Here is a 25,708-nt window from a genome sequence, read left to right as displayed (position 1 = left end):
TCAATCCCTCACTTGGCCGAGCCGGCGATCGGCTTGCCGTCGGTCATGCCGGCCAGCACCTCCGCCACATGGCGGACCTCGATGGTCGACCCCTCGCGCTTCAGCTTGCCCGCCATGTTCATCAGGCAGCCCATGTCGCCGGCGAGCAGCATGTCGGCGCCGGTCGCGGTGATGTTCGCCGTCTTCTTGGAAACGATCGTGCCTGAAATGTCGGAATACTTGACGCAGAAGGTGCCGCCGAAGCCGCAGCAGACGTCGCTGCCGGCCATTTCCTTGAGTTCCAGCCCCTCGACGGTCGCCAGCAGCTTGCGCGGCTGCTTCTCCACACCGAGTTCGCGAAGCCCCGAACAGCTGTCGTGATAGGTGACGCTGCCGTCGAAGACCGCATCGACCTTGGGCACGAACATCACGTCGGTGAGGAAGGAAACGAGCTCGAACACCTTGTCCGAGAAGCGCCGACAGCGTTCCTCCCATTTGACGTCGCCCTTGAAGACTTCCGGATAGTGGTGCTTCAGCATGGCGGCGCACGAGCCGGACGGCGCGACGACATAGTCATAGCCCTCGAACAGCTCGATCACCTGGATCGCCAGAGCGCGCGTATCCTTGCGGTCGCCGGAATTGTAGGCCGGCTGGCCGCAGCAGGTCTGTGCCATCGGCACATGCACCTCGCAGCCCGCATCCTCGATCAGCTTGGCTGCGGAAAATCCGACGCTCGGGCGGAAGAGATCGACCAGACAAGTGGCGAACAGGCCGACGCGCGGACGCGTTTGGGGTGCAGTCATCGGGATGTCTCCGTCTTGTCCGGGCCGCTGCCGCGGGAGGTTCGTGTGCCTTGGGGATTGTTGTCGCGGCGGATCAGCCGAAGCTTTGCCACCCGGCCCCATTCGTCGGCGCGGGCAGATTCCTCGACCGCCTGCATGACGAAATCGATATGCGCCTGGGCGGCGCGCTTGGCCGCCTCGCCGTCGCCGGAAAGGATCGCCGCATGGATGGCCAGATGCTGCTCCAGCAGGCGTTCGCGCGCATTGGCAAGCGCGAAGACGGCCTTGCGATTGAAGAAGATGCCCTCCGACAGAAGACGGTAGCAGGCGCGCATGGTGTGCAACAGGATGATGTTGTGGGCCGCTTCGCCGATCGCATTGTGGAACTCGACGTCGGCGGCGAGCTCCTCTTCCGGATTGCCGCTCTCGTGTGCCCGCTTCATGTCGTCGACGATGCGGGTCAGCAGCGCCCGGTCGGTGTCGGTGGCGCGCTTCGCGGCGAGTTCGGCGGTCAGCCCCTCGAGTTCGCGGCGATATTCGAGATAGTCGCGCGTGGCGCGGGCGTGGCGGGAAATCAGTTCGGTGATCGGCTTGGAAAACACCTGGCCGATGATGTCGGCGACATAGGTGCCGCCGCCGTGATGGGAAACCAGCAGGCCGCGGGCTTCCAGCTCCTTCAGGGCTTCGCGAAGGATCGGGCGCGACACGTCGAGATCCTGGGCGAGATCGCGTTCGCCGGGCAGCCGGTCTCCGTCGCGCAAGACGCCGTCGAGGATCAGCATTTCGATCTGCTGAACCACTTCGCTCGCGGTGCGGCTATGGCTGATCTGGGCGAAAAGCCCTTCGTCCTTGTCCGTCACGACATTCTCCCTCGGCGGCTTTTTAGCAAGCCGTCGAGGGATTGGTCAATTAATTTGTCCAGTTGCGTTTCGTCAGTCGCGAACCGGGCACTGTGCGCGGGACGAGCCGCCCCGGTTGCCGCGATCAGCCGAACTTGAGGAACAGCTTGGAATAGGGAGCCTTCAGCCCGCCGATGGCAGCCTTGATCGCTGCGGCATCGCCGCTCTTGGAGGCGTCTTCCAGCTTCGCAACACTTGCTTCGACGGCGCTGAGCAATTCCTTGTAGCTCGCATCGGCCTCCTTCGGCGGATGGGCGACGACGTCGCCGAGCAGGTATTTCAGCACGGCCGCCTCGGCATGCACGCCGGCGGCGTCCGCCGGGTCGAGCGCGATCACCTCCTCCATCCGGGCGTGATAGGCGTTCATCCGGTCGGAAAAGCGGTAGATGTCGTTGCGGATGTGCAGATCGCCGATCTGGTCGCGAATGCCTTCCAGCGTGTCGTGTGCCTTGGGAAGCTCCCCGGCCGCAACTTCGGCGGTCGCGGCTTCGGTGATCTTGCTCACGGCGGCCAGCGTTTCGGCGTATTTGGCATCGTCCGCATATTGCGGCGGCGCGGGCTCGGCGGCGATCGCGGACCAGGCCTTGGCGAATTTGCCGAGCGAGGCCGTCGATTCCGTGGCCTTGCCCATGTTGGTGGTGAACAGGGCCGTGCGGTAGTCGCCATAGGCGGCGCGCAGTTTCGTTTCGAAATCGCCGACCTCGCCGGCAAAGGCGGGCAGGCCGATCGCAAGGGCAAGCAGGGTTGCCGGAACAAGTCGCTTCATGGGGTCTCTCCATTGTTCGGCAGGCGGAAAGGTGCTGCCGCTATCGTGATGGGCATAGACGCGCCGTTCAGCCCAGGATGGGGATGCCGGTTGCGTGCTCCACATTCATTCTTGTCGAGTTCGTGTTCGCCAACAACAGATAAATATGTGAATCTCTATGTTTTAATGCATGACTTTCGCGCACTGGTTTTCCCGCGGTGGCGCGATCGCTTGCCCTCTTTGCGTCCTGCATCAACTGGCCCCCTGCCGCTGGCGCCGCGCATTTGCTAGAAGGCAGGAATGATCCAAGGGAGACGGGCTTGATGGGGAAGGGTAGTTTCGCATTTCCGGTGTCGCCGGAGCGGGCATTGGCGCTGGGCGAGATCCATGCGCGGCCCTATGCGTTGGTGAAATCGGAGCGCGTGATCGTGCAGTTGGCCTTCATGATGGACGGCGGATCGGCCGTGCATCACAGTGCACTTGCCGAGCTGTCGCGATCCCGCGGCGTGGCCGTGCCCGATCGCAATGCCCGCCACCACGCCATGCCCTGGGGCCAGGGAACGCTGCGCTGGGAGCGCCACACAGAGTTTTCCACCTGGTTCTGGGACGGTCCGCTGCCCGACGCCTTCGGCGGTGAAATTCTCGTCCACCCCTTCGGCGACGGCTTTTCCGCGCCGGGTCCGCTGATGTCGGGCATCCGGCTGGAGATCCGCCGTGACGGGCCCGAGATCGAGGCGGCGATGCAGCTCTTCGATCTGACAAGCCTCTGCTACAGTGACGTCAAGAACGGCCAGGCGACCGTGCTCACCGATTTTCGCCAGGACGGCGACGGGCTGACCCGCATTCTCGTCGTCGACCGCAGCCTCTCCGAGGCCGGACGCGGCGCGCTGGTGCAGCGCCTGCTCGACATCGAGACCTATCGCACGCTCGCCATGCTCGGCCTGCCGCTGGCGCAGACGCTCTCGCCGGACATTCGTCGCATCGAGGACGGGCTGACGGCCGTTACCCAGCGCATGAAGGCCCATGCGCGCGAAGAAGCGGATTCCATGCTGGCCGAACTGACCCGCCTTGCCGCCGAACTCGAGGCCAATGCGGCGCTCAGCCTCTACCGCTTCGGCGCGAGCCGTGCCTATGAGGGCATCGTGCGCGAGCGCGTGCGTGCGCTCGATGAGGCGCCCAAGCCCGGCTACGAAATGCTCGGATCCTTCCTCGAACGGCGCCTCGCGCCGGCCATGCGTACCTGTCAGTCGGTCGAGGAGCGGCTGGCCAACCTGTCGCGCAAGCTGTCGCGCGCCACCAGCCTCGTTCGAAGCTGGATCGACGTCGAACTGGAACGGCAGAATTCGGCCCTGCTCGCCACCATGAACCGCCGCGCCGAGATGCAACTGCGCCTGCAGCAGACGGTCGAAGGCCTCTCGGTCGCGGCGATCTCCTATTACATCGTCGGGCTGGTCGGCTATGGCGCAAAGGCCATCAGCCACGACCTCCTGCCGGTCGACCCGGCGGTGATCACGGGGCTATCCGTGCCGCTGGCCGTGCTGGGCGTCTGGTGGGTGGTGAGGCGGATCAGGAAGAGCCACGGCGAGGGGCATTGAAGTCCTGGCGGCTTGTCGCCGGATCGCGTGCGCCATCGACAACCCTGACGACTTGGACATTCCCATCGTCTGCGATGAGATAGAGAACGAGCCAGCGGTCGCAGACGAGCATCCGGGCGTTGTCCGCAATGTCCTTGCGGACCGGGCCGAGCATCGGATGGGTGGCCAGCACAGAGACCCGCTCCGCGATCCGGTCCAGTTTGTCATCGGCGATTGCTGGACTTGCGGTTTCGGCAAGCCATAGCCAGATGTCCGACACATCGCTCCGGGCTTTTGACGACCAGAGGATGCGCGTCATCGCCTAACTCTTGGACTGATGCTGTCTACGCGCTTCGGCTTTCAGCGCGGCCAGATCAAGCGGCCGGAAATCTCCGCTGGCAACGCCTTCCGTCCACGCACGCTTGAGCGTTTCCGCCGAAAGAGCGTCCAGACTGTCGCGCTCCTGAAGCAGTCCGAGAGCCGCTGCCAGGACGTCGCCCGGCGAGGCGAACTCACCAGAGGCCACCTTCTTTGCGACGAAGTCCTCCAGTTCAGCGCTCAGCGATACGGTGACGGTCATGGGCTTTCTCCTGCCGCGCAGATTAGGGCCAGATCATGCGGAGCGCAAATAGCATGACTGTCTTCTAGTGGCCGGCCGCTTCCTCGATGACGTCGGAGATCCATTCATTGAGGCTCTTCTGTTCGGCCCGCGCTGCCAGCACGGCGGCCTCGTGAAGCTTCGGATCGAGGCGGACGTTGAACTTGCCGGAGAACTGGCGATAGGGGGAAATGCCTTTCTCCGCGCACATCTCCAGGAAGACCTGAAGCGAGGTCGCGCCTTCCTGCCGAAGCTGGTCTATGCTGTCGGCATAGAAATCGGCCCCGCCGTTGAGGCCGAGAAATTCGCCCCGAAGCAGTCCGAGTTCCGGATCGAGCGATACGACCGCCTTCTGGCCTTCGATCTCGATGATGTTGTTCATGGCGCAATTCCGTTTTCTTCAAGCCACTTGCGGATACTGGCCACCGCGCCCTTGTCGGTATCGGGCGAGGGATGGGGCCGGTGGAACACCCGGATCTGGTCGAACAGGAAGACACCGACGCGGGAGCCTTCTCTTTCGGTGACTTCGCCGCCGAGCGCAACGAACAGTGCCTCGATGTCCGCCCAACGGATGGAACCGCTGACCGGACGGGAGAAGATCTGTTCGAGTGTGGCGCGGTGCTTCCGCTTCATGATTGAATTGATACCATAATATGGTACTGTTTTCAAGGTCGTGAAAAGCCGACGCGCCTCCACATGGGGGATCTGGTCACGGGTTGCGCGAAATCCCCTTGCCCGCCGTTGCCGTCCGCCTGATATAAGCGACCGAAGACAATGAACGGCACAAGCGGAATGGAATGACCCGGCAGAAGCGTGCGAAACTCGACAAGAAAGGCTTGAGCGGCCTTGGCCTCGACAAGCTGGTCGAGATCCTGCTGGAGGAAGCCTCGGCCAACAAGGCCCTGAAGGCCAGGCTCGAGGCGGCCCTGGCCGGCGAGGCAGGCCCGGCGGAGATGGCGCGGCTGATCGACCGCCGGCTGGACACGCACGAGGAGGCGAAGACGCGGATCAACAATGCTCGCGCCAAGGATCTCGCCATCGAGTTCGCCGGCCTGGTGCGCACCATTCTCTCAGAACTGGGCGGGGTCGATGCGGCGGGCGGTGCGGAGCGCATCCTGCGTTTCCTCGCGCTGCGCTTCCCCATCTCGGCGCGGCTGGTGTCGGACAATGCCCGCCTGTGGAAGGTGTTCGACGACGCGGAAGCGGCGGCGGCCGAACTCATCCGCTCTTTGAATGCGCAGGACCAGGTGCCGCTGGTGCCGCACTTCGAGACGCTGCGCCGGCGCGACCGTTACGGCGAACACACGGGCTTCCTGCATGAGCTGACCGGGGTGATCGCCGCGCCCGCCGCAACCGCGTGGAAGGCTTTGCTCGCCGAGGCCATGCCGAAGGAGCCGGGCAAGCTCGGTGCGCTCGATCTCCTCCAGGCGATCGCGCTTCGCCAGGGCGATGTGGACGCCTATATGACGCTCGAAGAGGGCAAGGCGGAGAACCGCCGCGATACGCTGACGGTCGCGGCCCTGCTCCAGGGCGCGGGTCGCCATGACGAGGCGCTGGAATGGGTGCGGCGCCGCCCGACCGGCATGCGGCTTTTGCCGGTCGGCGGCGAGTTGACCTCCGTCGGTCCGGAATATGGCGCCCGGGAGCGCCGCATGCTGGAAGCCGAAATCCTCGACAAGCTGAAGCGGCGCGGCGATGCCCAGGAGCTGCGCTGGCGGGAATTTGCCGAGACGCTCGATCCGGCGATCCTGAAGCTCTATCTGTCGAAGCTCGACGATTTCGCCGAATTCGACGAAATGGACCGGGCCTTCGCCCTGGTCGAGGAGGCCGAGGACATCTACGGCGCGCTCGATTTCTTCGTCACCTGGCCGAGGCTCGATCGCGCCGCGGGCCTCGTGCTGCGCCACGAAGACCGCTGGGAAGGGCGCTACTATGAGGATCTCGCGCCGGCGGCCGAGGCCCTGGCCGACCAGCAACCGCTGGCCGCGACCGTGCTCTATCGCGTGCTGATCAGCGACATCCTGCGCCGCGGCATCGGCGTCGCCTATCCGCATGCGGCACGCTACCTCGAGGAGCTGGTCCGCCTCGTTCCGCATCTGCCGCCCGACGCGCGCCTCCAGCACCATGACGACTTCGTCGCCGACCTGCGCCGCAATCATCCGAAAAAATTCGGCTTCTGGAGCAATGTGCCCGAAGCCCTGCGGTGATACGCGGGCTCAGCGCTCCCAGTAGGGAACGGGACCGTAGAGATCGGCCAGGTAATCGATGAACAGCCGCACCTTGGCGGGCAGGAACTGGCGGCTCGGATAGACCGCCGAGAGCGAGACATTGCGCGAGCCCTCATAGGCCGGTAGCACCTGCACCAGCTTGCCTGTCTTCAGTTCGGGGCCAATGTCCCAGGTCGAGCGCAGCGCGATGCCGAGGCCGGCGATCACCGCCTCGCGGATGACCTCGCTCGAATTGGTGATCAGCATGCCGTCCGGGCGAAGGCTGAGCGCGCCCTGCGGACCTTCGAGCTTCCAGGCATCGTAATTGTGCGCCGGAAGGCAGTGATGCCGTTTCAGGTCCTCGATCGTTTCCGGCGCGCCGTGGCTGGCGATATAGTCCGGCGAGGCGCAGAGGATGCGGCGCACCGGTGCGAGGCGCCGAGCCACCAGCGTCGAATCCATGAGTTCGGCAATGCGGATGGCAAGGTCGAAGCCACCGCCGACGATGTCGGTGAATTCGTCCGACAGGACCAGGTGGATGGTGAGATCCGGATGGGTCTCCATGAAGGTCTTCAGATGCGGCGCGATGTGCAGCCGGCCGAACGAGGTGGGCGCCGAGACCTTCAGCGTGCCCGCCACTTCCGACGAGCGCCCCGACGCATACGCTTCCGCCTCCTCCAGTCCGGCAAGCACGGCAATCACCCGCTCGTGAAACCCCTGTCCGGCCTCGGTCAGCGAGATCTGCCGCGTGGTGCGTTGCAGCAGACGGGTGCCGAGCCGGTCCTCCAACCGCTTGATGCGCTTCGACACGACGGCGGGAGACAGCCCGAGATCCCGCGCCGCCGTCGACATGCTGCCGACCGCGATCACCCGCACAAAGACTTCGAGGTCGCCGAGACTGGTCATGGCGCGAATCCATTCTCTCCGATTTCGTCATAAGTCCATAGCATTTGCGCGACTTTGGTTGAAGTGGTAAAGAAAAAATACCAATTGATGGCGAGGGCCGCGCGGTGTATGCCGAAGGGCCTGAGCCAGGGGAGGGATCCATGTCCGAAGCCATCCAGTTTCTGGAGCCGAATGCCGCCATCCTGTCGCGCCGCAAGGAGATCGTCGCCGACCTTGCGGAACTCGTGCCGCCCGAGCGGCTGGTGCACGAACCGATCGAACTCGTGCCCTTCGAAACCGACGGCTTCATCGCCTATCGCCGCCGTCCGCTCGCGGTCGTCCTGCCGGAAACCACGGCCCAGGTCGCCTCGGTGCTGAAATACTGCCACAAATACAATATCCCGGTCGTGCCGCGCGGCGCCGGCACCTCGCTGTCGGGCGGCGCCATCCCGCAGGAAGATGCGGTCGTGCTCGGCCTCTCGGCGATGACCAGGATCATCGACATCGACTATGCCAATCGTTGCGCCACGGTCCAGGCGGGTGTCACCAACCTTTCCATCTCCGATGCCGTGGGCGGCGACGGCTTCTTCTACGCGCCCGATCCGAGCTCGCAGCTCGCCTGCACCATCGGCGGCAATATCGGCATGAATTCCGGCGGCGCCCACTGTCTGAAATACGGCGTCACCACCAACAACCTGCTCGGCGTCAAGCTGGTGCTGGTCGACGGCACGGTGATCGAACTCGGCGGCAAGGCGCTGGACAGCGCCGGCTACGACCTGCTGGGCCTCGTCTGCGGCTCCGAAGGCCAGCTCGGCGTCATCACCGAAGCCACCGTGCGCCTGATCGCCAAGCCCGAGGGCGCACGCCCGGTGCTGTTCGGCTTCGACAGCGCGGAATCGGCCGGCTCCTGCGTCGCCGACGTCATCGGCGCCGGCATCGTGCCAGTCGCCATCGAATTCATGGACAAGCCGGCGATCGAGATCTGCGAGGCCTTTGCCCATGCGGGCTACCCGCTCGATGTCGAAGCCTTGCTGATCATCGAGGTCGAGGGCTCCGAGGCCGAAATGGACGCCATGCTCGCCTCGATCGTCGAGATCGCCAAGCGCCATGGGGTCAAGACCGTGCGCGAGAGCCAGTCGGCGATGGAATCGGCGCTGATCTGGAAGGGCCGCAAATCGGCCTTCGGCGCGACCGGCCGTATCGCCGACTATATCTGCATGGATGGCACGGTGCCGCTGAGCCAGCTCGCCTATGTGCTGAAGAAGACGTCGGAGATCACCGACCGCTACGGCCTGCGCGTCGCCAATGTCTTCCACGCCGGCGACGGCAACATGCACCCGCTGATCCTCTACAACATCAACGACCCGGAAGACGCCGCAAGGGCGGAAGCCGCGGGCATGGAGATCCTCAAGCTCTGCGTCGACGCCGGCGGCTGCCTGACTGGCGAGCACGGTGTCGGCATCGAGAAGCGCGACCTGATGCGCCATCAATATGCCGAGGCCGACCTCGCCCAGCAGATGGCGGTCCGCGCCGCCTTCGATCCGAAATGGACGCTCAATCCTTCCAAGGTGTTTCCGCTCGACGGGAGGACGGCCGCGTGACGGATTCTGCAAGCCTGCCAATGTTCTTCGTGACGACGGTTACCTACCCCCCTCTGCCCTGCCGGGCATCTCCCCCTCAAGGGGGGAGATCGAAAAGCGGTTATCGCCCGATCTCCGGCAAGCGCACGAGTGCCCCACAATCAGGGTCCGTCAGAAACGTGAAAATCAAGGCGAGAGGCCAAACGCACCCGATCTCCCCCCTTGAGGGGGAGATGCCCGGCAGGGCAGAGGGGGGTATCCAGGCACGCGACGCCGGACGTATCCGGACAGCAGCAGGTGGGTGCGCCAAACTCGCCCTTCGGATCGGGGGCGCCACATGCTGACCCCGGTAACCGAAACCGAAGCCGCAGATCTCATCCGCGATCATGCGGAACGTTCCGCGCCGCTGGCCATCTCCGGTGGCGGGACGCGCACCGGTTTCGGCAATGCCCTGACCGCCAATGCGACCGCGCTCAGCGCCTCCGGCCTTTTCGGCATCGTCGCCTATAATCCGGCCGAAATGGTGCTGACCGCCCGCGCCGGCACGCCGGTCGCCGAGATTGCCGCGGCCGTCGCCGTCAACGGCCAGTCGCTCGCCTTCGAGCCGCCGGATCATCGCGGCATGATGGGAACCGCGGGCGAGCCGACCATCGGCGGCCTGTTCGCCGTCAATGCCTCCGGTCCGCGCCGCTTCACCGCCGGTGCCGCGCGCGATCATTTGCTCGGCGTGCGCTTCGTCAACGGCCATGGCGAGATCGTCAAGGCCGGGGGGCGGGTGATGAAGAACGTCACCGGCCTCGATCTGGTCAAGGTATTGGCCGGCTCCTACGGCACGCTCGGCTTCCTGACCGAGGTGACCTTCAAGGTCCTGCCGGCGCCGAAGACGGCGGTCACCATCGTGCTCTCCGGGCTCGAGGACGAGCAGGCGGTCCGCGCCATGGCGGCGGCGATGGCGATGTCCGTCGAGGTCTCGGGCGCCGCCCACCTGCCGGAAAGCGTGCGCGGCCGCTTCCTCGGCGGCAGTCTGCCGGAGGGCGCGGCCACCGTGCTCCGCCTCGAGGGTCTGGAAGCTTCCGTTGCCGTGCGCGCCGAAACGCTGGCAACCACCATGGCAGTGTTCGGCCCGGTCTCCCGGCTGGAAAACGCCGAAACGCTGGCGCTCTGGCGCGAGATCCGTGATGTCCATCCTTACGCCGACGGCACGATGCGGCCGCTTTGGCGCGTCTCGGTCGCCCCGTCCGAGGGCTGGAAGCTGGTTGCCGCCCTTCGCCTGGAAGCCGGCATCGACGCCTTCTACGACTGGCAGGGCGGTCTGGTGTGGATGCGCCTCGAAGGCGATCCGGAAGCCGAACTGCTGCGACGCTACATCAAGGCTGCCGGCGGCGGACATGCCGCGCTGGTGCGGGCGACGGATGCGGTGCGAGCCCAGGTTCCGGCCTTCGAACCGCAATCGCCGGCCGTCGCCTTGCTTTCGCAGCGGGTGAAGGAGAAATTCGATCCGCGCGGCATCTTCAACCCGGGCCGCATGGCAAAAGGAGAGGCAGCATGAGTGATCCGATGATTTCGCCCGATCCGCGCCAGCCGGAGAGCTGGCTGGAGCCCGGCAAGCTGAACGTGCAACTGGTCTATGCGCTCTATCTCCTGAGCTTCCTGATCGGCATTTCCGGCATCATCGGCCTGGTCTTTGCCTATCTGAACCGGGGCAAGGCGGGCGGCTGGATCGACACGCACTACACCTACGCCATCCGAACCTTCTGGATCGGCCTGCTCTACGGCCTGGTCTCGGCCATCCTTTCACTGGCCGTGATCGGCGTTCTGCTCGCCATCGGCACGGCGGTCTGGATCGTCGTCCGCTGCATCATCGGCCTGCAGAAGGCGACCGCCGGCGAGCCGATCGCCAAGCCCGAGACGTGGTGGGTGTGAATTCCCTCGCCCCGCTTGCGGGGGAGGTCAGGGTGAGGGGCTGCGGGCCTCGCAAGGAGCTTATCGATGCAGACCAATTTCACCGCCGAACAGCTCGCCGATCCGCATGTCGCGGAGGCCGAGGGCATTCTGCGCAAATGCGTGCACTGCGGCTTCTGCACGGCCACCTGTCCGACCTATGTGACGCTCGGCAACGAGCTCGACAGCCCGCGCGGCCGTATCTATCTCATCAAGGACATGCTGGAGAACGGCCGTCCGGCGGACAAGCAGGTGGTGACCCATATCGACCGCTGCCTCTCCTGTCTCGCCTGCATGACGACCTGTCCGTCAGGCGTCGACTACATGCATCTGGTCGACCATGCGCGTATCCATATCGAGAAGACCTATAGGCGGCCGCTGATGAACCGGCTGACGCGCGGCATCCTGGCGATGACGCTGCCCTATCCGGCCCGCTTCCGCGCGGCGCTCGCTCTCGCCCGCCTGGGTCGTCCCTTCGCCGGCCTGTTCAAGCGCATTCCGGCCTTGCGGCCGATGGGTGCCATGCTCGATCTCGCGCCGCGCAGCATTCCGGCCGCCGGCGACAGCGCCCGTCCCGCCACCCACGCCCCGAGGGCCGAGAAGCGCGGCCGCGTGGCGATCCTCACCGGCTGTGCCCAGCCGGTGCTCGACCCGGGCATCAACGCTGCGACCATCCGGCTCTTGACCCGCCTCGGCGTCGAGGTCGTCGTGCCGGAGGGCGAGGGCTGCTGCGGCGCGCTGGTCCATCACATGGGCCGCGAGGGCCAAGCGCTCGACAGCGCGCGTCGCAATGTCGACGTCTGGATCCGCGAGATCGACAGGGCCGGGCTCGACGCGATCGTCATCACCGCCTCCGGCTGCGGCACGACCATCAAGGACTACGGCCACATGCTGCGGCTCGATCCGGCCTATGCCGAGAAGGCCAGGCGCGTCTCGACGCTTGCCAAGGACGTGACGGAATATCTGTCGACCCTCGACCTGCCGGTGCAGGAGAAGAAGAACCTGACCGTCACCTATCATTCCGCCTGTTCGATGCAGCATGGCCAGAAGATCACCATGGCGCCGAAGACGCTGCTCAAGAATGCCGGCTTTACTGTGCGTGATCCGGCGGAGGGCCATCTGTGCTGCGGTTCGGCCGGCACCTACAACATCATGCAGTCGGAGATTTCCGCCACGTTGAAGGCGCGCAAGGTCAAGAACCTCGAGGCGACCAAGCCCGATGTGATCGCCGCCGGCAATATCGGCTGCATGACGCAGATCGGATCGGGGACCGCCGTGCCGATCGTCCACACCATCGAGCTGCTCGACTGGGCCTATGGCGGTGAAAGGCCGGCAAAGCTTGGTGCCTGACGGTCAAGAAAATGTGAGGATGGCTCAATATGGAGCAAGGAACCTGTGCCGGCTCCGGTCAGCGGGTCGGAATCCATTAAGGCGATGCTGATAGAGTGTTTTCTGAAATGGGGCCGAAAGGTCCCCGGAGGAAAAGTTGATGTCCATGAAGGCAATCACAGCAGGCATGCTGCTGTTGGCAAGCGCCCTGCCGGCGGTCGGTGCGACGCGGATCTACTGCGCCGCGGCCGATGATGTGGTGAAGATGTCGATCGAAAGCGCATTCGCCGCCCGCGACGGCAAGAGGCTGGTGCATTTCCGCGGCATCACCGACATCAAGAGCCCCGAGGCGCCTGCCGCCTTTCGCAATCTCAAGCTCAATTCGGCCATGCTGAAGCAGGCGTGGATGGACGGCAACGACCTGCGCCTGCAGATCTACACCGACACTCGCGACGCCGATCCTTTCGAGACCTTCGAACTCTCGGTCGTGACGAAATCGACAGTCAAGGATCCCGATCGCTTCAGCGGTCGTTACATGCTGACCGTCAGCAGTGCCGACCAGAAGAAAGCGGCCCCGCGCAACGTTCCGGTGTCGCACGAGGCCGCAATATTCTGCGAGATCAAATAGGCGGGCCGCCGAAGCCCGCCGGTCTTACCAATGGAAGCTGATGCCGGCGTTGATGGCGTTGGTCATGATGTCGGTCTTGAGCGTCGCACCGCTGTCGATGTCGACGTCGACCCAGGAATAGTTGCCCTTGTATTCCAGGAAGGTCGACCAGTTGTCGTTGAACTGGTAGGCGATGCCCGCCTGTGCCTGCACGGTGGCGCCGCCGACCTGGTACTCGAAGGTGGTGCCCGAGGCGCGCGTCACTTCGACATGCGGCACGTTGATACCGGCGCCGATGCCGGCATAGGGCACGAACTTGGTGCCTTCGATCGGCATGCGGTAGAGCGCGTTCAACGTCAGAAGGTTGATGCCGTCGGAGAATTCGAAGTGGTCCCAGCCGGTCTCGGCGAGCGTGTCGTCGTCGGCATAGACCTTGGCATGGGTGAAATCGAGCGAAACGCCGAGGTTCGGCTGGCCGATCTCTTCCATCCACCAGGTGCCGCGCACGCCGTAATAGGGCGGCATTTCGAACGAGCGGCCTTCCCAGCCGGCGGTGAAGTCCGGTTCGTCGGAAACCTCGACGTCGCTGTGCGGCGCCGACTGGAAGCCCCCATAGACGGAGATCGCCATTTCGGCATTGGCCAGGGAGGCTGACAGGGCGAGGATGCTTGCCGCGACAGTGGCGCCGAGCAGGGTGCGAAGCTTCGTGTTCATGAGTGCGATCCGCGAATCTGATGATGTTCGATATGTTTGATAATCGATTTTCTGCGCGAAGTCTGTTCCCAATTTGCATCACCGTTTTCGGAACGACCGAAACTGGGCGCAATTTCCTGACCTTCGTCAATTCGGCCATTGCTTGGCGGCCCGGCATGTGCAGGCGCGCGGAAGAAACGGGACGGTTGGCAACAAAAAAGGTGCGGGAAGCTGCCGCCGCCCCGCACCTTGTGAAATACGGCAATCGGCTGTCAGCCGCCGAACATCGTCCGCAGGATGTCGATGCCCTTGTCCTCGAAGCTCACGTCGCCCTGACGGTTGCCGGGGCCGATGACGATGACCTTGCTGCCGACGCCGGCGCGCTCGTAGAGATGCTCGACGTCCTTGTTCATCATGCGGATGCAGCCGGACGACATGTTGAGGCCGATCGTCCAGGGCTGGTTGGTGCCGTGGATGCGGAAGATCGTGTCGCGGCCGCCCTTGTAGAGATACATGGCACGTGCGCCGAGCGGATTGTCGATGCCGCCTTCCTGCACCACCGGAAGCTTGTGACCCTTGGCGGCTTCGCGGCGGCGCATCTCAGCCGGCGGACGCCAGCTCGGCCATTCTTCCTTGCGGCCGATCTTGACCACGCCGGACCAGCCGAAGCCTTCGCGACCGACACCGACGCCGTAGCGGGTCGCGCGGTTGTTGCCCTCGATGTAGTAGAGGAACTTGTTGTTCGTATCGATGATGATCGTGCCGGGCTTTTCGTCGGTCAGCAGGCGCACCACGCGGCGCTTGAACTTTTCGGCCGGCTTCTTCTGCTGGACGACGAGCGTGACGTCGCCGGGGGCGGCCGGATGGTTGGCGCTCAAGGTGCCGGCGGAAGCCGGAACGGCGAAGCTGCCGATGGCGATCGATGCGGCCGCCAAGGCGACCAAGTACTTCTTCATGGTGGAATCCCCCAAATCATAAGGGCTGGGAGCCTAGCCGACTCTGATGCGGATGCAAGTCCCCGAGCATTGTCTCATCAAAAAATGATAGATGCCCGGGCAACACTTGCTGCGGCAAGAACAGGGAGATTCTCTACATGACGATCACGGTCGTGCCGACGCCGACGCGCTCGTAGAGATCGACGACGTCCTCGTTGCGCATGCGGATGCAGCCCGAGGATACGCCGCTGCCGATCGTCCACGGCGCATTGGTCCCGTGGATACGGTAGAGGGTGGAGCCGAGATACATGGCGCGGGCGCCGAGCGGATTTTCCGGGCCGCCGTCCATGCGGGCGGGCAGATAGTGTCCCTTGGCAGCTTCGCGGGAAATCATCTCGCTCGGCGGCGTCCAGTCCGGCCATTCCTTCTTGGCGGTGATCTTGTGCTTGCCGGCCCATTCGAAGCCCGGCTTTCCGACGCCGACGCCATAGCGACGGGCCTGGCCGTTGCCGGTCACCAGGTAGAGGAAGCGGTTGTTGGTGTCGATGACGATGGTGCCCGGCTTGTGCGGGCTGTCATAGGCCACCATTTGCGGCAGGAAGACCGGATCGATCTGCGTGCGGATCGGCTTGTTCGCCCGGGCGGCGACGGGCTGCATCAGGCTCGCCTGCGGCGCGCGCCGCTGAACCTGGCGCTGGTAGGTGCGCACCTGCGGCTGAACGGCACGCGGCGCATAGACCACGGGACGCGCCGCACCACCGAGCTGCATGACCCAGGGGGCCGAAAGGTCGGGGCTGACGATCACCGGCGGGCGCGACTGATAGCGTTCGCCGGCAAAGGCCGGTTGGGCGGCGGGAAGGGCGACGGAAAGGCCGACGAGGGCGGCCAGGAAGACGGATTTCACGAACATCGGACGACTCGCTACATGGGACCGAGGAGGCAAGCCTGGAATGGCTGTGGGTTCGATCGTGCCAGTGTCGTCGCGACAATTGGTAAATGCCCGTTCATGAAAATGCCGCAGGGCGCGTAAACCTTTCATCAGGGTTAGCGCTCCGTTTGGAAAAACAGTGAACAAATGGTAAACGAATCGCCGGGCAGAAAAGGGAATCGATGCGCATGGAACAGACCGGCCTGATCACCGGCGAAGATGGACTGGACCGCTGCTTCTGGCACGGGGGGCTCAAGGACTACCGCCGCTACCACGACGAGGAATGGGGCCGGCCGGTCACCGATGACGTCCGGCTCTTCGAGAAGATCTGTCTCGAAGGCTTCCAGTCCGGCCTGTCCTGGCTGACGATCCTGCGCAAGCGGGAGAATTTCCGCGCGGCCTTTGCCGGCTTCGATTTCCATCGGGTCGCCCGGTTCGACGATACCGATATCGCCCGCTGCCTCGCCGATACCGGCATCGTGCGCCACCGCGGCAAGATCGTCTCGACCATCAACAATGCCCGCCATGCGGTCGATCTGGAAGCCGAGTTCGGCTCGCTTTCGCGCTATTTCTGGAGCTTCGAGCCCAAGCCGGAGGAGCGGCCGGCGCGCATGGACTATGCGACGTTGCGGGCCAATCCGACCTCGCCGACCTCGGTGCGTCTGTCGAAGGACCTGAAGAAGCGCGGCTGGTCCTTCGTCGGGCCGACCACCATCTACGCCTTCATGCAGGCCATGGGGCTGGTCAATGATCACATCGAAGGCTGTTGCTGCCAGGGGCTGGTGGAGACGATGCGGGCGCAGTTCGTGCGGCCGGCCTGAGCGGGCGTCCTTCGGGGCTGGTCTGCAAGATCCGGGACGCATCGTCATTGCTCCTCACCCTGGCCCGACCGGGGTCGAGCCACGTGTCTCGACCCGTCCTTCGGACCCCCCGCAAGCGGGGAGAGGGAAGCGCTCGCCGTCCCGCCGCGTAAGAATGACAACTTTGGTGAAGAGCACGGTGCTTCCGCTTGCCCCTTCTCCCCGCTCGCGGGGAGAAGGTCCCGGCAGGGGGGTGAGGGGCAGGTTTGTATTCCCGCATTCGAAAGCGTGTGAAACGACGGCAATCAGTCGATGCTGATGCCCAGCACGCGACTGATTGCCGTCAGCGACCGGCCGGATTGCGCCCGCCAGGTGTTGAAGGCGGCTTGGACGGCAGCTTTCTCCTTGGCCGAGGAGGGCGCCTTGTCGACCACGCCCTCGGTGATCAGGCGGTTCACCACGCTTTGCGACAGGATGAAGCTGTCGATCCCGGCAAAGCGCAGGAAATACTGGCCGGTATTGCCGCCGAGCCGCGAACCGCGCTTTTTCAACAGGTCGAGGAGTGCCATGTAATTGTTGGCGGGCCAGTCGGCGAAGAAGCGCGCGGCGCTGCCGTGTTCGCGCGCAAGCTCTGAGAGAAAGACGGCGTTCTCCTGCACCGAGCGGATCTTCTGGCCGTGCCGAACGATGCGGGTATCGGAAACCAGCCGTTCGAAATCCTCGTCGTGCAGCATGGCGCAGCGGCCAATGTCGAAACCGTCGAAGGCCGCCTCGAACCCGGGCCACATGGCCTCGACGACCTTCCAGTTGAAGCCCGACTGGAAGATGCACCTGGTCATGGTGGCCAGGAAGCGATCGTCCGGCGTGGCGGCGATCTCGTCCCGGGTCTTCGGAAATTGCAGGGCCGCTTCCACCGCCGCATCCCCGCCCTTGCGATCGGCGGCGATTTTCCAGATCTCGTCAAATGAACGCATCGTCGATACTGCCCTTATCTGCCGATTTCGTGGATCAGCGGAAGCAGTTCGCCGAGATGGGCGATTTCGCGGAAGCGCGGCGCCTCGGTCGGCTTTTCCACCCGCTCCAGGATCCAGGTCAGTTCATGCGGCACGAACACGCCCCAGGCGCCGGTGGCGATCGCCGGGACGATGTCCGATTTCAGCGAATTGCCGATCATCATCGCCCGTTCCGGTCCGTCGGCGGTCTTGCCGAAGATGCGGCGATAGGTGGTCGCCGACTTGTCCGAGACGATCTCCACCGCATCGAAATAGTCGCCAAGCCCCGACTGGGCGAGCTTGCGTTCCTGGTCGAACAGGTCGCCCTTGGTGATGAGCACCAGATAATAATCGCCGGCCAGTGCTTCCAGCGTCTCGCGGGCATGCGGCATGGTTTCGGCCGGATGGCTGAGCAGGTCGCGGCCGATCGACAGGATCTCGCCGATGATCTGCGGCGGAACGCGGCCCTCGGTCACCTCCAGGGCCGTCTCGATCATCGACAGGGTGAAGCCCTTGATGCCGAAACCGTAATGCGAAAGGTTGCGCTTCTCCGCCTCGAGCAGGCGCTGAGAAATGTGCTCGCCTTCGGCGAAGTCAGCCAGCAGGCCGCGGAAATGCTCTTCCGTCAGCCGGTAGAACTGTTCGTTCTGCCAGAGCGTGTCGTCGGCGTCGAAGCCGATCACGGTGAGGGGGCGGGTGTTCATGCACGTCTCTCTGTTGTGACCAGACGCTGGCAAAATAGCGCCTTCGTTCGGCAATGGCGAGGCCTTGGGCGCAAGCCCGAAAGCCGCTGCTGCAGACTTGGCCTTGCCGGCGAAATCTCCATTTCGCGTCACACGAACGCCGCCCGAGGGGCGGCGTCCATGCTGGGTAATCGAACCGGGACGGGAGCCCGACAATGCGTCAGGCTCGGCCGTTCCCGCAGATCACTTGCCGTGCTTGGCCAGCCATTCCCGCATCATGGCGATCTCGCCTTCCTGGGCCTTGATCACCTCTTCGGCGAGTTTGCGGATTTCCGGATCCTTGCCGTATTGCAGCTGGATCCTGGCCATGTCGATCGCCCCCTGGTGGTGGGGGATCATGCCGCGGACGAAATCGACATCGGCATCGCCGGAATATTCGATCGCCATGTCGTTGTGCATCTTGCCGTTGGCCTGGGCGAAGGCGACGCTGGACGGACCCTGGTCGCCGACCGGCTGGCTCATGTCCATGGTTGCCGTGTGGCCTTCGTGGCTGGTGCTGTCCTGGGCGGACGCGGCAGTGGCGAGAAGAACGGCGGATGCGGTGAAGAGTGCTTTGATAAGCATGGTTGTTCCTTTGTCTTTGAGGCGGAATTCAGGTTTCGGCGACAGGCGCCGTTTGTTCGAAACCGGAGCCGTCAGACGCGGGGAGGGGGATCGAGCGGGGCGGCCGGCCGGGAGGAAAAGGCGACGGTGACCGACGGTGCTTCGGCCGCGCGGGGCGGACTGCCGGACGCCGCAATCCTGAGATCGGCCGGCAAGGTCAGGCAGGCGGCGCAATGCGGGATGCGATCCGTCTTGCCCGGATGCGGACAATCGGCTTCCGCCTGAGCGGCATCCGGGATCATCGTTGCCTCGGACTGCATCGCATGGCCATGCATGGCATGAGGGCTGGCGGCCGGTTCGACAACCGCGCTTGCGATGACCGCATCCGCTCCGGCCGGCATAGCCCCCGCCATGCCGGTGAGCGGCATGGCACCATAGGCCAGGGCGGCGAGGACAAGCAGCGTGCGGATCAGCAATCTCATGTCGCCGAAGGTAAGCGCGATTTCGTCGAAAGCAAGGCCGGTCCCGGTTTCGTGATGGGCCGGAGCATGAAGAGCGCTGCCTTGCTGGCGGGGGTCGTCGAGTGGGCTAATCCGCTGTCCGAGATAAGCAATAATGCGCGCAGCGGACGCCTTGCCGATCTTGGCAAGTTGCTTTCTCGCCTTGTCGTCGAGGTCAATCCTCCAAGCAAAGTTCGCGCTTCACTTCATCCAGAGAATAGGTGCAGCTCTCGCCGCGCGCCCGTGCTTCCAGAACCTCCTGAGCCTGACGCAGGAAATAGGCGTCCTCTAGCTGCTCCTCGATCATTTCCAGCAGATAGGCATCCGGTTCCGTTCCGGCTTCGGCTGCATATTTCAGCAACAGCCGGTGCATTTCTTCCGGCATCTCGAGTGTGACGCGCTTGTTCATAGGCCCAACCTCTGACGGGCCGCTGCAATATACCACTCCGGCCGACCACTTTCCAGCGTGCCGCCGCCGCTGCCGGCCTCTCGGCCCTTGCCGCCAAAACCCCGATCCTCTAAGACACCGACACATTTCAAAACGAAGAAATCCGGTGCCCGCATCATGAGCGAAAAGACCAAGAAGCCGCAGAAACTGAGAGCCCGCCTGCCGCGCGGCTTCGTCGATCGCGAGGCGGCCGACATTCGCGCGGTCAACGAGATGACGGCGAAGATCCGCGAAGTCTACGAGCGCTACGGCTTCGACCCGGTCGAGACGCCGCTGTTCGAATATACCGATGCGCTCGGAAAGTTCCTGCCCGATGCCGACCGGCCGAACGAGGGCGTCTTCTCGCTGATGGACGATGACGAGCAGTGGATGTCGTTGCGCTACGACTTGACCGCGCCGCTCGCCCGCCATGTGGCGGAGAAATTCAACGAGATCCAACTGCCCTACCGCACCTATCGCGCCGGCTATGTCTTCCGCAACGAAAAGCCCGGCCCCGGCCGCTTCCGCCAGTTCATGCAGTTCGACGCGGATTCCGTCGGCGCGCCGGGCGTCCAGTCGGATGCCGAAATGTGCATGATGATGGCCGACACCATGGAAGCGCTCGGCATCAAGCGCGGCGACTACGTGATCCGGGTGAACAACCGCAAGGTTCTCGACGGCGTGATGGAAGCGATCGGTGTCGGCGGCGAAGAGAACTTCAACCGTCGCCTCACCGTGCTGCGTGCCATCGACAAGCTCGACAAGTTCGGCACCGAAGGCGTGAGCCTCCTGCTCGGCGAAGGCCGGAAGGACGAGTCCGGCGACTTCACCAAGGGCGCAGGCCTCAATGCCGACCAGATCGAGAAGGTTCTGTTCTTCGTCGGCATCACCGACTATGCGGAAAGCGCCGTGCATCTTGCCGAGCTGGTTGCCGGCACAGAAAAGGGTGCGGAAGGCGTCGACGAGCTCAACACGATCGGTAGCCTCGTGCTTGGCGCTGGCTATGGCCCCGACCGCATCAAGATTGACCCCTCCGTTGTGCGCGGCCTCGAATACTACACCGGCCCGGTCTACGAAGCCGAGCTGACCTTCGACGTTACCAACGAGAAGGGCGAAAAGGTCGTCTTCGGCTCGGTCGGCGGCGGTGGTCGCTATGACGGTCTCGTCTCGCGCTTCATGGGCCAGCCGGTTCCGGCCACCGGCTTCTCCATCGGCGTCTCGCGCCTGATGACGGCGCTGAAGAACCTCGGCAAGCTCGGCGCCGACGAGGTGGTCGCGCCGGTCCTCGTCACCGTCATGGACGGCGATGTCGAGAGTATGGGCCGTTACCAGCGCTTCACCCAGGCGCTGCGCAACGAAGGAATCCGCGCCGAAATGTACCAGGGCAACTGGAAGAAGTTCGGCAACCAGCTGAAATATGCCGACCGCCGCGGCTCCCCCATCGCCATCATCCAGGGCGGCGACGAGCGCGCGCAAGGGGTGGTGCAGATCAAGGACCTGATCGAGGGCAAGCGGCTTTCCGGCGAGATTACCGACAATGCCGAATGGCGCGAGGCCCGCGTCGCGCAGGACGTCGTGCCGGAAGCGGACCTTGTCGCCAAGGTCAGGGAGATCCTCGCGGCCCAGGCGGAAGACCGACGCCGGGCGAAGCAGTAAGATGGTCGCCGTGTCAAAGTTGCCCCTCACCCTAACCCTCTCCCCGCAGGCGGGGAGAGGGGACGTGCCCCGAGCGATCTTGTCGCTTGGCCGAGGCTTCGCCGGATCGGCCTTCTCCCCGCTCGCGGGGAGAAGGTGCCGGCAGGCGGATGAGGGGCACATGACAACGCGTGCCGGAGCCGTCCCATGCCGCTGATCAACATGCCGGATTTCGCCGGCACCCTGCTCGACGAATTCGCCGCCCGCGGGACGGAGAGGGTCGACACGCCGGTGATCCAGCCGGCCGAGCCGTTTCTCGACATGGCCGGCGAGGATCTGCGCCGCCGCATCTTCATGACCGAGAACGAGCGGGGGACAAGCCTCTGCCTGCGTCCGGAGTTCACCATTCCCGTGTGCCTGCGCCACATCGAGACCGCGACCGGCACGCCGAAGCGCTATGCCTATCTCGGCGAGGTGTTCCGCCAGCGCCGCGACGGCGCCAATGAATTCTACCAGGCTGGCATCGAGGATCTCGGCGATACCGGCATTGCCGGTGCCGATGCCCGCGCCATCGGTGACGCCCACGCCATTCTCGGGCGGCTCTTGCCCGGCCGCAAGCTCGTCGTGACGCTCGGCGACCAGGCGGTGTTCGAGGCGGTGGTCAAGGCGCTCGGCCTGCCGGCTGGCTGGCAGAAGCGGCTGATCCAGGCCTTCGGCAATCCCGAACAGATCGACCAGCTGTTAAGGAAGCTCGGCAGTCCCAATCCGGTTCCGGGCCTCGATCCGGAGATCGTCGAGATGGTGTCGAGCGGCCGCGACTGGGCGCTGATCGCCCGGATCGACGAGACCATGCAGGCGACCGGCTATTCCACCAATGCCAGCCGCTCGCCCGCCGAGATTGCCAGGCGCCTGAAGGAAAAGCTGGAACTGGCCGAGACCCGGCTCGACGGCGCGGCCCTGCTGCTGTTGCGCGAGTTTCTCTCGCTCGAACTGCCGCTGTCGGAAGCCTCCGCCGCCCTTGCCGGCTTTGCCGATGCCGCCGGCCTGAAGCTCGGGCCGGCCCTGTCGCGCTTCGACGAGCGTGTCGCCGCCCTTGCCAATATCGGGCTCGATTTGGACCGCATCAACTACCGCGCCGCCTTCGGCCGTCCGCTCGATTATTACACCGGCCTCGTCTACGAGATCGGGATTGCCGGTGAGCCCGCAGTGCTGGCCGGCGGCGGTCGTTTCGACCGGTTGCTGACCCTGCTCGGTGCCGAAAACCATATTCCGGCCGTCGGCTTCTCGCTCTGGCTCGACCGCATCGAAAGCGCGAGGGCCGCACGATGACCATCACGATCGGACTGCCCTCCAAGGGCCGGATGAAGGACGATTGCCAGGCCATCTTCGAGCGCGCCGGCATGAAGATCGTCGCCGTCGGCAATGACCGTTCCTATCGCGGTCGCGTCGAAGGCGTGGACGACATCGAGATCGCCTTTCTCTCGGCGTCCGAAATCGCCCGCGAGATCGGCGCCGGCACGGTCGATTTCGGCGTGACCGGCGAAGACCTGATCCGCGAGGGTCTGGCGGAAGCGGACAAGCGCGTCGAGATCTGCGCCCGCCTGGGCTTTGGCCATGCCGACGTGGTCGTCGCCGTTCCGGAAATCTGGCTCGACGTCGACACCATGGCCGACCTTGGTGACGTCGCCGCCGATTTCCGCACCCGTCACGGGCGGCGGCTCACGATCGCGACGAAATACTGGCGTCTCACCCAGCAGTTCTTCTCCAGCCAGCATGGCATCCAGCTCTACCGCATCGTCGAAAGCCTCGGCGCGACGGAAGGGGCGCCTGCCGCCGGCCAGGCCGACATTATCGTCGACATCACCTCGACCGGCTCGACGCTCAAGGCCAATCACCTGAAGATCCTGTCCGATGGTGTCATCCTCAGGTCCGAGGCCTGCCTCGTGCGGGCCCGCAAGCCCGAGCATGACGGCAACCCCCGGGTGGCCGGGATCGTCGGGGCGGTTCGCGCGGCACTGTGAGGCGGCTATGAGCGACGCGGAGCGGGTGATCGGTCTCTACGAGCGCCACGCCCGCGCCTTCGACGGCATCCGCTCGAAGCACCTGTTTGAAAAACCCTGGCTCGACCGCTTTGCGGTAAACCTACCCAGAGGTGCTTCCGTGCTCGACATCGGCTGCGGATCCGGCGAGCCGATGGCGGCCGACCTGCTGGCCCGCGGGCTCCTGGTGACGGGCGTCGATTCTTCGGAGACGCTGATCGGCCTTTGCCGCGCGCGGTTTCCTGCCGCCGACTGGCGCGTGGCCGACATGCGGAGCCTCGCGCTCGGGCGGACCTTCGATGCCCTTCTCGCCTGGCACAGCTTTTTCCATCTGACGCCCGACGAGCAGCGGGCGATGTTTCCCGTCTTCGCCGCCCATGCGGCAAACGGCGCCATGCTGATGTTCACCTCGGGCCCGGCCGAGGGCGTGGCGATGGGCACCTTCGAGGGCGAGCCCCTCTATCACGCGAGCCTTGACCCTGAGGAATACCGGCGGCTTCTTCGGGAGAACGGTTTCGCCGTCGTCGACCACGTTGCCGACGATCCGGATTGCGGCGGCGCGACCATCTGGCTGGCCCGCAAGGACTGAGCGGGACGCCGGTCACCTGCAAATACGGAAAGAGCCCGTCGGATTGCTCCGGCGGGCTCTTCTTTGCCTTGTAGGGCAGGGATGTGGACGGCGATTGCCTCAGGCGGCGACGGCCACGCCGCGGCGGGCGTCGAGCGAATAGGCGCCCGGGCCGAAGGTGGCGAGCAGGATGTAGGCGCCGGCCAGGGTGATGTTCTTCATCATCATGATCTGGTTCAGCACGGTCAGCCAGCCGTTTGCGGCAGCCGGGAAGTCCGGAACGTTGATCGCCGAGCCGTGGAAGACGACGCCGGTGAACACGCAGAAGAGGGCGAGCAGCCAGCCGGTGATCTTGGTCTGGAAGCCGACGAGCACGAAGAGACCGGCGACCAGTTCGAACAGGCCGGCGAGGTAGGCGAGCGCGGTGGCCGCAGGCAGGCCGGCGCCGGTGATCATGCCGGCGGTGCCGGCCGGATCGATCAGCTTGCCGAAGCCGGAATAGATGAAGATGAAGGAGAGGAGGATGCGGGCGATAAGGATGATGGCGTTGTTGCTGCTGGACATGCGAGGCTCCTGGGCGCGGCCCGGCTATGGCCGGCGCTGCTGGTTGAATTTCCTGGAGCGGTTGTCTCACCTCTTCGCCATCGGCGATAGATAGACGATCCTTGACTAATCGTTCAATAAAAGGAAACGATCAGTCTTTGCAGCCGCCGGCCTCCCTGCACGAGGCGAGGGACGGCAGGCATTGTTGGATGACGTCAGGAAAGGGCGCGCAGGTGCGTTGAAGCGGCCAGCTTGAAGCGCGGAAAGACGAACATGCCGAGCATGCTGCCGGCGCTCGATTGCTCAAGCCCGTCGGATTCGCCGACGCAGAAGACCGGCTGGCGATGGCCGTTGGGCAGCCCGATGGTCGTCGAATAGCAAAAGTGCGAGGACGACGTCGCAGCCTGTTCGAACAGTTCGAGAATATGGGCGCGATCATTCGGGTCGTAGCAGCGCATCATGCTGAGCAATCCGCATTCAGGCGTGTTCAGCCCATGCAGCAAGGTTGCCCGCTCGCCGAGCCTGATGACCCCATTCGACAGGTCGCCGACCCAGCCCTCCGAAACGGTGAACCGGGCGAAGGCGCCGCCTTCTCCCTCCTCAGGCTCGGGAAATCCCGTGCCGAACGATACTGCAAGACTGGCTCTGGCAATCTTAAACAAGGCTGTCCCCAGGCATGTGCCGATTTACGCGCTATTGTTCTCGGATCAGTTTCAATTCCGGCCGCAGCAAGGCGCGCCCGTCGTCTTCATCTGCCTTCGCGCTTCTCTCGCTTTCAAGCCCGCGACAAGCGCGCCATCAGCAAAAGGACGTGAAGTATTATCAACTAATCATAAACGCATGCTGTAGATTAGGCGCTTCGCGCATAGGTTACAAGCACCCCATCCCCCGCCGATGTCCGGCCAGTCGACCATTTACCAATGGTGGTGCCACCCCCGTAGCGATCACCTTGGCATTTCAATCATCAGCCGAAGCGTTATAAATATTTCACGCAGTCCGCAATGCGATTTTTCGCGTTCGCGAGTATTTTTTAAATAACGCGAATATCGACGCGATGGTCGCATCCGCCCCTAGCGACCTAGGGGCATCTTTGCAGATAGCACGGTTCTCGAAATGCGAGAATGCTTCATTTTCATCTGTGGGTTCAGATTTTTGAGTGCGATATGCAGCCTATGCGGAAAATTTCGGTGACCGCGCACTCTGGCGGCCCCGCCGACGGAGACGGGCAAGAGGAAG

Annotated in this window: 30 protein-coding genes; 12 read left to right on the top strand and 18 right to left on the bottom strand. The window is 64.4% G+C overall.

Annotated elements, in window-relative coordinates:
* Positions 1 to 8: 8 nt before the first annotated feature.
* The 3 genes from AC07Y0_RS14995 to AC07Y0_RS14985 form a co-directional block, all read right to left on the bottom strand.
* The gene (locus tag AC07Y0_RS14995) at positions 9 to 782 is read right to left on the bottom strand and encodes a (Fe-S)-binding protein (RefSeq protein WP_498678554.1); all 774 of its coding nucleotides are present in this window, start codon (positions 780 to 782) and stop codon (positions 9 to 11) included.
* Positions 779 to 1,621 carry a FadR/GntR family transcriptional regulator gene (locus AC07Y0_RS14990; RefSeq protein ID WP_498678553.1) on the bottom strand — a complete coding sequence of 281 codons (843 nt, stop codon included), beginning with the start codon at positions 1,619 to 1,621 and terminating at the stop codon, positions 779 to 781. The genes AC07Y0_RS14995 and AC07Y0_RS14990 overlap by 4 nt, the downstream gene beginning before the upstream one ends.
* A 124-nt stretch (positions 1,622 to 1,745) precedes the next feature.
* A complete protein-coding gene (locus AC07Y0_RS14985) occupies positions 1,746 to 2,426 on the bottom strand; it encodes a hypothetical protein (protein ID WP_498678552.1) in 681 nt (226 codons plus the stop codon).
* Between the two features lie 302 nt (positions 2,427 to 2,728).
* Between AC07Y0_RS14985 and AC07Y0_RS14980 the strand changes: the two genes are divergently transcribed.
* A complete protein-coding gene (locus AC07Y0_RS14980) occupies positions 2,729 to 4,000 on the top strand; it encodes a DUF3422 family protein (protein ID WP_498678551.1) in 1,272 nt (423 codons plus the stop codon).
* On the opposite strand, the gene AC07Y0_RS14975 is transcribed toward AC07Y0_RS14980, so the two are convergent.
* The 4 genes from AC07Y0_RS14975 to AC07Y0_RS14960 all read right to left on the bottom strand — a co-directional run bounded on the left by AC07Y0_RS14975 (position 3,972) and on the right by AC07Y0_RS14960 (position 5,210).
* The gene (locus AC07Y0_RS14975; protein ID WP_498678550.1) at positions 3,972 to 4,298 is read right to left on the bottom strand and encodes a type II toxin-antitoxin system RelE/ParE family toxin; all 327 of its coding nucleotides are present in this window, start codon (positions 4,296 to 4,298) and stop codon (positions 3,972 to 3,974) included. The genes AC07Y0_RS14980 and AC07Y0_RS14975 overlap by 29 nt on opposite strands.
* 3 nt (positions 4,299 to 4,301) lie before the next feature.
* Positions 4,302 to 4,559 (bottom strand): ribbon-helix-helix domain-containing protein, encoded by a 258-nt coding sequence (locus tag AC07Y0_RS14970; protein ID WP_498678549.1) that lies wholly within the window; start codon positions 4,557 to 4,559, stop codon positions 4,302 to 4,304.
* 64 nt (positions 4,560 to 4,623) lie between these two features.
* Complete coding sequence (locus AC07Y0_RS14965) at positions 4,624 to 4,959, bottom strand: type II toxin-antitoxin system HicB family antitoxin (protein WP_498678548.1); 336 nt, start codon at positions 4,957 to 4,959, stop codon at positions 4,624 to 4,626.
* A complete protein-coding gene (locus AC07Y0_RS14960) occupies positions 4,956 to 5,210 on the bottom strand; it encodes a type II toxin-antitoxin system HicA family toxin (RefSeq protein WP_498678547.1) in 255 nt (84 codons plus the stop codon). Before AC07Y0_RS14960 ends, AC07Y0_RS14965 begins: the two co-directional genes overlap by 4 nt.
* A gap of 164 nt (positions 5,211 to 5,374) precedes the next feature.
* On the opposite strand from AC07Y0_RS14960, the gene AC07Y0_RS14955 reads away from it, so the two are divergent.
* Positions 5,375 to 6,784 carry a DUF6880 family protein gene (locus tag AC07Y0_RS14955; RefSeq protein ID WP_498678546.1) on the top strand — a complete coding sequence of 470 codons (1,410 nt, stop codon included), beginning with the start codon at positions 5,375 to 5,377 and terminating at the stop codon, positions 6,782 to 6,784.
* Between the two features lie 9 nt (positions 6,785 to 6,793).
* Here the strand turns inward: AC07Y0_RS14955 and AC07Y0_RS14950 are convergent, their stop codons facing one another.
* Entirely contained in the window at positions 6,794 to 7,690 is an 897-nt protein-coding gene (locus AC07Y0_RS14950; protein WP_498678545.1) for a LysR family transcriptional regulator, read from the bottom strand.
* 140 nt (positions 7,691 to 7,830) lie between these two features.
* Here AC07Y0_RS14950 and AC07Y0_RS14945 point away from each other — a divergent pair, with 140 nt between their 5' ends.
* From AC07Y0_RS14945 to AC07Y0_RS14925, 5 genes are all read left to right on the top strand, one after another.
* On the top strand, positions 7,831 to 9,270 hold the full coding sequence (locus AC07Y0_RS14945; RefSeq protein WP_498678544.1) for an FAD-linked oxidase C-terminal domain-containing protein: 1,440 nt from the start codon (positions 7,831 to 7,833) through the stop codon (positions 9,268 to 9,270).
* A 316-nt stretch (positions 9,271 to 9,586) separates the two neighbouring features.
* On the top strand, positions 9,587 to 10,798 hold the full coding sequence (glcE, locus tag AC07Y0_RS14940) for a glycolate oxidase subunit GlcE (protein ID WP_498678543.1): 1,212 nt from the start codon (positions 9,587 to 9,589) through the stop codon (positions 10,796 to 10,798).
* Complete coding sequence (locus tag AC07Y0_RS14935; RefSeq protein ID WP_498678542.1) at positions 10,795 to 11,172, top strand: DUF4870 family protein; 378 nt, start codon at positions 10,795 to 10,797, stop codon at positions 11,170 to 11,172. The genes glcE and AC07Y0_RS14935 overlap by 4 nt, the downstream gene beginning before the upstream one ends.
* Positions 11,173 to 11,238: 66 nt before the next feature.
* Positions 11,239 to 12,540: a glycolate oxidase subunit GlcF gene (gene glcF / locus AC07Y0_RS14930; RefSeq protein WP_498678541.1), complete on the top strand. Its 1,302-nt coding sequence runs from the start codon at positions 11,239 to 11,241 to the stop codon at positions 12,538 to 12,540.
* A gap of 139 nt (positions 12,541 to 12,679) precedes the next feature.
* Positions 12,680 to 13,147, top strand: a complete 468-nt coding sequence (locus AC07Y0_RS14925) for a hypothetical protein (RefSeq protein ID WP_498678540.1) — start codon at positions 12,680 to 12,682, stop codon at positions 13,145 to 13,147.
* 24 nt (positions 13,148 to 13,171) lie between these two features.
* Here the strand turns inward: AC07Y0_RS14925 and AC07Y0_RS14920 are convergent, their stop codons facing one another.
* The 3 genes from AC07Y0_RS14920 to AC07Y0_RS14910 form a co-directional block, all read right to left on the bottom strand.
* Positions 13,172 to 13,840, bottom strand: a complete 669-nt coding sequence (locus AC07Y0_RS14920) for an outer membrane protein (RefSeq protein ID WP_498678539.1) — start codon at positions 13,838 to 13,840, stop codon at positions 13,172 to 13,174.
* A 251-nt stretch (positions 13,841 to 14,091) separates the two neighbouring features.
* A complete protein-coding gene (locus AC07Y0_RS14915; protein WP_498678538.1) occupies positions 14,092 to 14,775 on the bottom strand; it encodes a L,D-transpeptidase in 684 nt (227 codons plus the stop codon).
* A gap of 133 nt (positions 14,776 to 14,908) precedes the next feature.
* Positions 14,909 to 15,664, bottom strand: a complete 756-nt coding sequence (locus AC07Y0_RS14910; RefSeq protein ID WP_498678537.1) for a L,D-transpeptidase — start codon at positions 15,662 to 15,664, stop codon at positions 14,909 to 14,911.
* 206 nt (positions 15,665 to 15,870) lie between these two features.
* Between AC07Y0_RS14910 and AC07Y0_RS14905 the strand changes: the two genes are divergently transcribed.
* Positions 15,871 to 16,503, top strand: coding sequence for a DNA-3-methyladenine glycosylase I (locus AC07Y0_RS14905; RefSeq protein ID WP_498678536.1), 633 nt, complete (start codon positions 15,871 to 15,873; stop codon positions 16,501 to 16,503).
* A 284-nt stretch (positions 16,504 to 16,787) separates the two neighbouring features.
* On the opposite strand, the gene AC07Y0_RS14900 is transcribed toward AC07Y0_RS14905, so the two are convergent.
* From AC07Y0_RS14900 to AC07Y0_RS14880, 5 genes are all read right to left on the bottom strand, one after another.
* Entirely contained in the window at positions 16,788 to 17,456 is a 669-nt protein-coding gene (locus AC07Y0_RS14900; protein ID WP_498678535.1) for a DNA-3-methyladenine glycosylase I, read from the bottom strand.
* Positions 17,457 to 17,470: 14 nt separating this feature from the next.
* Positions 17,471 to 18,178 (bottom strand): HAD family hydrolase, encoded by a 708-nt coding sequence (locus AC07Y0_RS14895; RefSeq protein ID WP_498678534.1) that lies wholly within the window; start codon positions 18,176 to 18,178, stop codon positions 17,471 to 17,473.
* A gap of 222 nt (positions 18,179 to 18,400) precedes the next feature.
* Complete coding sequence (gene copM, locus AC07Y0_RS14890) at positions 18,401 to 18,781, bottom strand: CopM family metallochaperone (protein ID WP_498678533.1); 381 nt, start codon at positions 18,779 to 18,781, stop codon at positions 18,401 to 18,403.
* A gap of 71 nt (positions 18,782 to 18,852) precedes the next feature.
* Complete coding sequence (locus AC07Y0_RS14885; protein ID WP_498678532.1) at positions 18,853 to 19,242, bottom strand: hypothetical protein; 390 nt, start codon at positions 19,240 to 19,242, stop codon at positions 18,853 to 18,855.
* Between the two features lie 193 nt (positions 19,243 to 19,435).
* The gene (locus tag AC07Y0_RS14880) at positions 19,436 to 19,669 is read right to left on the bottom strand and encodes a DUF6290 family protein (protein ID WP_498678531.1); all 234 of its coding nucleotides are present in this window, start codon (positions 19,667 to 19,669) and stop codon (positions 19,436 to 19,438) included.
* A 156-nt stretch (positions 19,670 to 19,825) separates the two neighbouring features.
* Here AC07Y0_RS14880 and hisS point away from each other — a divergent pair, with 156 nt between their 5' ends.
* From hisS to AC07Y0_RS14860, 4 genes are all read left to right on the top strand, one after another.
* Positions 19,826 to 21,343, top strand: a complete 1,518-nt coding sequence (gene hisS / locus AC07Y0_RS14875; RefSeq protein ID WP_498678530.1) for a histidine--tRNA ligase — start codon at positions 19,826 to 19,828, stop codon at positions 21,341 to 21,343.
* Positions 21,344 to 21,529: 186 nt separating this feature from the next.
* The gene (locus AC07Y0_RS14870; RefSeq protein WP_498678529.1) at positions 21,530 to 22,651 is read left to right on the top strand and encodes an ATP phosphoribosyltransferase regulatory subunit; all 1,122 of its coding nucleotides are present in this window, start codon (positions 21,530 to 21,532) and stop codon (positions 22,649 to 22,651) included.
* Positions 22,648 to 23,343, top strand: coding sequence for an ATP phosphoribosyltransferase (gene hisG / locus AC07Y0_RS14865; protein ID WP_498678528.1), 696 nt, complete (start codon positions 22,648 to 22,650; stop codon positions 23,341 to 23,343). The genes AC07Y0_RS14870 and hisG overlap by 4 nt, the downstream gene beginning before the upstream one ends.
* Before the next feature lie 7 nt (positions 23,344 to 23,350).
* Positions 23,351 to 23,950, top strand: a complete 600-nt coding sequence (locus tag AC07Y0_RS14860) for a class I SAM-dependent methyltransferase (protein WP_498678527.1) — start codon at positions 23,351 to 23,353, stop codon at positions 23,948 to 23,950.
* A gap of 99 nt (positions 23,951 to 24,049) precedes the next feature.
* On the opposite strand, the gene AC07Y0_RS14855 is transcribed toward AC07Y0_RS14860, so the two are convergent.
* Both AC07Y0_RS14855 and AC07Y0_RS14850 read right to left on the bottom strand, forming a co-directional pair.
* Positions 24,050 to 24,493: a DoxX family protein gene (locus AC07Y0_RS14855; protein ID WP_498678526.1), complete on the bottom strand. Its 444-nt coding sequence runs from the start codon at positions 24,491 to 24,493 to the stop codon at positions 24,050 to 24,052.
* A 194-nt stretch (positions 24,494 to 24,687) separates the two neighbouring features.
* On the bottom strand, positions 24,688 to 25,134 hold the full coding sequence (locus tag AC07Y0_RS14850; RefSeq protein WP_498678525.1) for a hypothetical protein: 447 nt from the start codon (positions 25,132 to 25,134) through the stop codon (positions 24,688 to 24,690).
* Positions 25,135 to 25,708: the final 574 nt, after the last annotated feature.

Source organism: Allorhizobium sp. GW101-3B10 (genome assembly GCF_059424725.1).
This window is presented reverse-complemented; position numbering and strand designations above follow the sequence as displayed.